6 protein-coding genes are annotated in these 6656 nt (G+C 71.3%); 4 read left to right on the forward strand and 2 right to left on the reverse strand.

Annotated elements, in window-relative coordinates; genetic code table 11:
* The first annotated feature begins 57 nt into the window (after positions 1–57).
* From EYA84_RS06115 to serA, 4 genes are all read left to right on the forward strand, one after another.
* Positions 58–1923 (forward strand): acetolactate synthase large subunit, encoded by a 1866-nt coding sequence (locus EYA84_RS06115; RefSeq protein ID WP_131052034.1) that lies wholly within the window; start codon positions 58–60, stop codon positions 1921–1923.
* Positions 1923–2438 carry an acetolactate synthase small subunit gene (gene ilvN, locus EYA84_RS06120; RefSeq protein ID WP_131052035.1) on the forward strand — a complete coding sequence of 172 codons (516 nt, stop codon included), beginning with the start codon at positions 1923–1925 and terminating at the stop codon, positions 2436–2438. Before EYA84_RS06115 ends, ilvN begins: the two co-directional genes overlap by 1 nt.
* Before the next feature lie 118 nt (positions 2439–2556).
* Positions 2557–3570, forward strand: coding sequence for a ketol-acid reductoisomerase (ilvC, locus tag EYA84_RS06125; RefSeq protein ID WP_131052036.1), 1014 nt, complete (start codon positions 2557–2559; stop codon positions 3568–3570).
* A gap of 294 nt (positions 3571–3864) precedes the next feature.
* Complete coding sequence (gene serA / locus EYA84_RS06130) at positions 3865–5463, forward strand: phosphoglycerate dehydrogenase (RefSeq protein ID WP_131052037.1); 1599 nt, start codon at positions 3865–3867, stop codon at positions 5461–5463.
* Positions 5464–5568: 105 nt separating this feature from the next.
* Here serA and EYA84_RS06135 read toward each other — a convergent pair whose 3' ends face one another.
* Both EYA84_RS06135 and EYA84_RS06140 read right to left on the reverse strand, forming a co-directional pair.
* Positions 5569–5931: a hypothetical protein gene (locus EYA84_RS06135; protein ID WP_131052038.1), complete on the reverse strand. Its 363-nt coding sequence runs from the start codon at positions 5929–5931 to the stop codon at positions 5569–5571.
* Between the two features lie 335 nt (positions 5932–6266).
* Positions 6267–6656, reverse strand: a 390-nt coding sequence (locus tag EYA84_RS06140) for an FAD:protein FMN transferase (protein ID WP_131052039.1), incomplete at its 5' end; no start/stop codon positions are given.

A 6656-nucleotide genomic window follows, 5' to 3' on the forward strand; every position in this document is an offset into this window, starting at 1 on the left:
GGACTGCCGCGTCCACCCGTGAGTAGTCCCACCCACTCCAGCCGAAGGCAAACCGCCATGACGAGACCCACGCCAGAGACCCTCGCCCACTCCGCCCGGCGGGCCCGTAGCGCCGCCGAGAACACCGACGCCGCCCGTGCCGCCGCCCCCACCCCGGCGGTACGCCCCACCCAGGCCCAGGCCGAGGTCTCGGGCGCCGGTTCGCTGGTGCGTTCCCTTGAGGCGCTCGGCGTCGACGTCGTCTTCGGTATCCCGGGTGGCGCGATCCTTCCGGCGTACGACCCGCTCTACGACTCGACCGTCCGGCACATCCTGGTCCGGCACGAGCAGGGCGCCGGGCACGCGGCCACCGGCTACGCGCAGGCCACCGGCCGGGTCGGGGTGTGCATCGCCACCTCCGGGCCGGGCGCGACGAACCTGGTCACCCCGATCGCCGACGCGTACATGGACTCGGTGCCGCTGGTGGCGATCACCGGTCAGGTGGCGCGGCCCTCGATCGGCACGGACGCCTTCCAGGAGGCGGACATCCAGGGCATCACGCTGCCGGTGACCAAGCACAACTTCCTGGTGCAGAACGCCACCGAGATTCCTCGGGTGCTGGCCGAGGCGTTCCACCTGGCCTCGACCGGCCGTCCCGGGCCGGTGCTGGTGGACATCCCCAAGGACGTGCTCCAGGCGCCGACCACCTTCGCCTGGCCGCCCACCCTGGACCTGCCCGGCTACCGGCCCACCCTGCACCCGCACGGCAAGCAGATCCGGGAGGCGGCCCGGCTGATGAGCAACGCCCGTCGCCCGGTGCTCTACGTCGGCGGCGGTGTGCTCAAGGCCGGCGCCACCGAGGGCCTGCGCAAGCTGGCCGAGCTGACCGGAATCCCGGTGATCACCACGCTGATGGCGTTGGGCGCCTTCCCCGACTCGCACCGGCAGCACCTGGGCATGCCCGGCATGCACGGCACCGTCGCCGCCGTCTACGGCCTGCAGAAGGCCGACCTGATCGTGGCGTTGGGCGCCCGGTTCGACGACCGGGTCACCGGCAAGCTGGACTCGTTCGCCCCGGACGCCGCCGTGGTGCACGCCGACATCGACCCGGCCGAGATCGGCAAGAACCGGCACGCGGACGTGCCGATCGTGGGCGACGCCCGGCACGTCATCGACGAGCTGCTGGCGGCGGTCAACGCCGAGCGGGCCGCGGGCCGTGGCGCCGACCTCACCGACTGGTGGGCGCAGCTCGACGACCTGCGTGAGCGGTACCCGCTGGGCTACGAGGAGCCCGGCGACGGCACCCTCTCCCCGCAGTACGTGATCAAGCGGCTGGGGGAGATCGTCGGGCCGGACGCGATCTACGTCGCCGGGGTCGGCCAGCACCAGATGTGGGCCTCGCAGTTCATCTCGTACGAGAAGCCGCAGACCTGGCTGAACTCCGGCGGTCTCGGGACCATGGGGTACGCGGTGCCGGCGGCGATGGGCGCCAAGGTCGGCATGCCGGAGACGGTGGTCTGGGCGATCGACGGCGACGGCTGCTTCCAGATGACCAACCAGGAGCTGGCCACCTGTGCCCTGGAGGGCATCCCGGTCAAGATCGCCGTGATCAACAACGGCAACCTCGGCATGGTCCGCCAGTGGCAGACGCTGTTCTACGGCGAGCGGTACTCCAACACCGACCTCGGCACCCACAAGCACCGCATCCCGGACTTCGTCAAGCTCGCCGAGGCGCTGGGCTGCATCGGGCTGCGGTGCGAGAACGCCGAGGACGTCGACAAGACCATCGAGGCCGCTATGGCCATCAACGACGCGCCCGTGGTGATCGACTTCGTGGTCGGCAAGGACGCCATGGTCTGGCCGATGGTCGCTGCCGGCACCAGCAACGACGAGATCATGTTCGCCCGTGGCGTCCGCCCGACCTTCGACGAGGATGACATCTGATGACCATGCATACTCTCTCCGTGTTGGTGGAGAACAAGCCGGGTGTGCTGGCCCGCGTCTCCGGGCTGTTCTCCCGTCGCGGGTTCAACATCGACAGTCTCGCCGTCGGTGAGACCGAGAACCCGGACGTCTCCCGGATCACCATCGTGGTCAACGCCGAGTCGTCCCCGCTGGAGCAGGTCACCAAGCAGCTCAACAAGCTGGTCAACGTGCTCAAGATCGTCGAGTTGGACCCGTCGACCTCGGTGGCGCGCGAGCTGCTGCTGGTGAAGGTGCGCGCGGACCGCAACGCCCGCGCCCAGGTCCTGGAGACGGTCAACCTGTTCCGGGCCCGGGTGGTCGACGTGGCCTCCGACACGCTCACCATCGAGGCCACCGGCACCCCGGACAAGCTCGACGCGCTGCTGCGCGACCTCGAACCCTTCGGGATCAAGGAGATGGTGCAGTCGGGTCTGGTGGCGATCGGCCGCGGTTCGCGCGCCATCACCGCCGGCCCCGCGCTGCGGGCCGCCTGACCCGAGACCGCGGCCCGTCGCGCGGGCCGTCCGAACCGAACCGCCGGCCCGGCTCCTCCGGCCGCGGCAACCACGAAGCCACGACGGGCCACTGCGGCCGCCGTACGAAAGGGAAGTCATGAGCGTTGAGGTGTACTACGACGACGACGCCGACCTGGGCCTGATCCAGTCGAAGAAGGTCGCCGTGATCGGGTACGGCAGCCAGGGCCACGCCCACGCGTTGTCGCTGCGCGACTCGGGTGTCGACGTGGTGGTCGGTCTGAAGGAGGGCTCGAAGAGCCGGGCCAAGGCGGAGGAGCAGGGCCTGCGGGTGCTCACCCCGGCCGAGGCGGCCGCCGAGGCCGACGTGATCATGGTGCTGGCGCCGGACACCGCGCAGCGTCACATCTACGCCGAGTCGATCGCGCCGAACCTCAGCGCCGGCAAGGCGCTGTTCTTCGGGCACGGCTTCAACATCCGGTACGGCCTGATCACGCCGCCGGCCGAGGTGGACGTGGCGATGGTCGCCCCGAAGGGCCCCGGTCACCTGGTCCGTCGGCAGTACTCCGACGGCAAGGGTGTGCCCTGTCTGGTCGCCGTCGAGCAGGACGCCAGTGGCAGCGCGCTCGCGCTGGCCCTGTCGTACGCCAAGGGCATCGGTGGCACCCGGGCGGGCGCCATCAAGACCTCCTTCAAGGAGGAGACCGAGACCGACCTCTTCGGCGAGCAGGCGGTCCTCTGCGGCGGTGCCGCGGCGCTGGTGCAGACCGGTTTCGAGGTGCTCACCGAGGCCGGGTACGCCCCCGAGGTGGCCTACTTCGAGTGCCTGCACGAGCTGAAGCTCATCGTCGACCTGATGTACGAGGGCGGCATCGCCCGGATGCGGTACAGCGTCTCCGACACCGCCGAGTACGGCGACCTGTCCCGGGGCCCGCGCGTCATCGACGGCCGGGTCAAGGAGGAGATGCGCAAGATCCTCGGTGAGATCCAGAACGGCGAGTTCGCCCGCGAGTGGGTCGCCGAGGACGAGGCCGGCCGCCCCAACTTCGGCAAGTGGCAGGCGGAGGGCGCGGCGCACCCGATCGAGGAGACCGGCGCCAAGCTGCGCGGCATGATGAGCTGGGTCGACCGGCCGATCACCGAGACGGCCTGAGACCTCGGCCACCTGAGAGCACTCTCACCGACGGCACCCGGACCCGACGTTCTCCCCGACGTCGGGACCGGGTGCCGTGCTGTTCACCGAGGTGGCTAACGATCGTTAACACGCACGTCACGTCCGGTTTGTGAGGGCACTCACCCCGTAGTCCGGGGCACGCCGGCCTACCCGCCCCCTACGATCGCGGGTAGGTGCTCCAGGCGGCACCTGACGGCCATGGCCCCGCCCGCGCCGGGCGCAGCGCAGCGTCCCCGCACCGGCCGACCGCTCTGACGACATCTACGAGGACCAATGACTCCTGTCGTACTGATCGCCGAAGAACTCGCCCCCGCCGCCATCGAGGTGCTCGCCCACGACTTCGACGTCCGGCACGTCGACGGCACCGACCGCCCGGCTCTGCTCTCGGCGCTCTCCGAGGCCCACGCCGTCATCGTCCGCAGTGCCACCCAGATCGACGCCGAGGCGATCGCCGCCGCTCCGCGACTCAAGGTCGTGGCGCGCGCCGGGGTGGGTCTGGACAACGTCGAGGTGCCCGCCGCCACCGCGCGGGGTGTCATGGTCGTCAACGCCCCCACCTCGAACATCGTCTCCGCTGCCGAGCAGGCCGTCGCCCTGCTGCTCGCGGTCGCCCGCAACACCGCCAGCGCCAGCGCCGCGCTCAAGGCGGGGGAGTGGAAGCGGTCCAAGTACACCGGTGTGGAGATGCAGGGCAAGACCGTCGGCGTGGTGGGCCTGGGCCGCATCGGCGTGCTGTTCGCGCAGCGCATCGCGGCGTTCGGCACCCGGCTGATCGCGTACGACCCGTACATCCAGCCGGCTCGCGCCGCGCAGCTCGGCGTACGCCTGGTCGGGCTGGAGGAGTTGCTGCGGGAGAGCGACTTCATCTCCATCCACCTGCCGAAGACCCCGGAGACCGTGGGCCTGATCGGTGAGAAGGAGCTGTCCATCGTCAAGCCGGGCGTGCGGATCGTCAACGCCGCCCGGGGCGGCCTGGTCGACGAGCAGGCGCTGGCCGACGCGCTGGCCGAGGGCCGCGTCGCGGGCGCCGGTGTGGACGTGTACGCCAAGGAGCCGTGCACCTCCTCGCCGCTGTTCGCCCTCGACAACGTGGTGGCCACCCCGCACCTGGGCGCCTCCACCGCCGAGGCGCAGGACAAGGCCGGTCTGGCCGTGGCCAAGAGCGTCAAGCTGGCCCTGCAGGGCGAGTTCGTGCCGGACGCGGTCAACGTGCAGGCCGGCGGTGTGGTCGCCGAGGACGTACGCCCGCTGCTGCCGCTGGCCGAGAAGCTCGGCCGGGCCTTCACCGCGGTCGCCGGTGGGATCGCCGCCAGCGTCACCGTCGAGGTGCGCGGCGAGATCGTCGACCACGACGTCACCGTGCTCAAGCTCGCCGCCACCAAGGGGCTGTTCAGCTCGGTGGTGGAGGAGCAGGTCACCTACGTCAACGCGCCGCACCTGGCCGCCCAGCGCGGTGTGGAGGTGTCGCTGACGACCCAGACCGACACCGTCGAGTACCCCGTCCTGGTCACCGTGCGCGGCGCGCTGCCCGACGGCCGTACGGTGAGCGTCTCCGGCACGGTGACCCACGCGGGCACCCGGGACATCATCAAGCTGACCGAGGTGGACGGCTTCGACGTGGAGATCGGTGCGGAGGGCATCCTGCTGTTCCTCCGCTACGCCGACCGCCCGGGCGTGGTCGGCACCGTCGGCACGCTGCTCGGTGAGGCCGGCATCAACATCGCCGCGATGCAGGTGGCCCGTCGGGAGGCCGGCGGCGAGACGCTGATGACCCTCACCGTCGACCAGGCGCTCGGTGCCGAGCTGCTCACCTCGGCCGCCGACTCGATCGGCGCGACCTCGGCCAGCGCGGCGGACCTGCGCGACGAGTAGTCCACACACGACCGACAGGGGCCCGGCCGTCGGCCGGGCCCCTCGTCGTGTCGCCGTCGCCGGCACGGACCGACAGGGTGTCGGCACACGGCCGGGCGGGGCGGGTCAGCCGGGCAGGCGGACGGTGGTCGGCGGCGGGTAGACCGAGCCGTCCTGCGCGTCGAACAGCATCAGCCGGTACTCGCCGGCCAGCCGCTCGATGTCCAGCAGCACCTGGTCGGGGCAGCCCGGGTCCAGGTTCATCTCCACGTGGTCGGCCGCCGCGTGCAGCGGCATCACCGCCCAGGGCGTCGGTCGGCCGGTCGGCCGGTCCGGGTAGCTGGCGGTGATCGCCCGATAGAAGGCCACCACCCGTGGGTCCGGTTGGCGTTCGCCGTGCCGGCCGCTCCGGCACTGCTGCACCGCCGCTCGTACGTCCTCGGGCGTCGCCCCGTCCGGCAGGGCCCACACGCTCAGATCGAAACTCACGGCGGACAGCGTGCCATCCGATGTGCACGTTGTCGAAAACGGGCCGGTTGCGAAACGATTCAGCGTGCCGCTGGAACCATTCCAGACGCTCCCCTGTGGAGCCCTTGCCGCGAATCACGTCAATTCGATAGCGTACGTGTGCGGTCACCGGCCGAGTTCGTGGCAGCGGCCCGTCTTCGGGTGGCGAGGTCGACGTCCGGCCGACCGGCCCGCACCCCTCGATTGCGTGAGCCATGCGCATTCGTCGCCGACCGGCCTCCACGGTCGTTGCCGCGGCTGTGGAGGCCGATCGCTGTCACCACCCACATTCGACACCCGCTTCGGGCCCGCCTCGATCAGCGCCGGGCGGCGAACAACGCGTGGTAGTCCGAATCACCGCGGAACCAGGACAGTCCGGCCGACCCGGCGGCGTACAGGGCGGTGGCGTACGCGTCGGCCACCGACAGGTCGGGACCGACCACCGTGGCGGCGACCAGTTCGTCGGCGGGTTCACCGGTGTGCGGATCCACCACGTGCCCCTGCCGTCCGGTCACCCCGGAGGTGCCGATCGCGCCCGCCGTCATCTCCAGCACCAGCGGTTCCCGGCGCCGGTCGGTCGGGTGGTGCACCGCGATCCGCCACGGCCCACCGTGTGCGGCGTTGCCGCATACCACCAGGTCGGCGCCGGCGAGCACGGCGTAGTCGTGGATGCCGGCGGCGCGCAGCCGGGCCGCGGCCCGTTCGAC

It is taken from the genome of Verrucosispora sp. SN26_14.1 (assembly GCF_004307965.1).
Lineage (GTDB): Bacteria > Actinomycetota > Actinomycetes > Mycobacteriales > Micromonosporaceae > Micromonospora.

Excerpts from the sequence above, each read along its gene's own strand:
- serA (WP_131052037.1), top strand. The coding sequence starts at position 3,865 with ATGACTCCTGTCGTACTGATCGCCGAAGAACTCGCCCCCGCCGCCATC.
- EYA84_RS06115 (WP_131052034.1), top strand. The coding sequence starts at position 58 with ATGACGAGACCCACGCCAGAGACCCTCGCCCACTCCGCCCGGCGGGCC.
- ilvC (WP_131052036.1), top strand. The coding sequence starts at position 2,557 with ATGAGCGTTGAGGTGTACTACGACGACGACGCCGACCTGGGCCTGATC.
- ilvN (WP_131052035.1), top strand. The coding sequence starts at position 1,923 with ATGACCATGCATACTCTCTCCGTGTTGGTGGAGAACAAGCCGGGTGTG.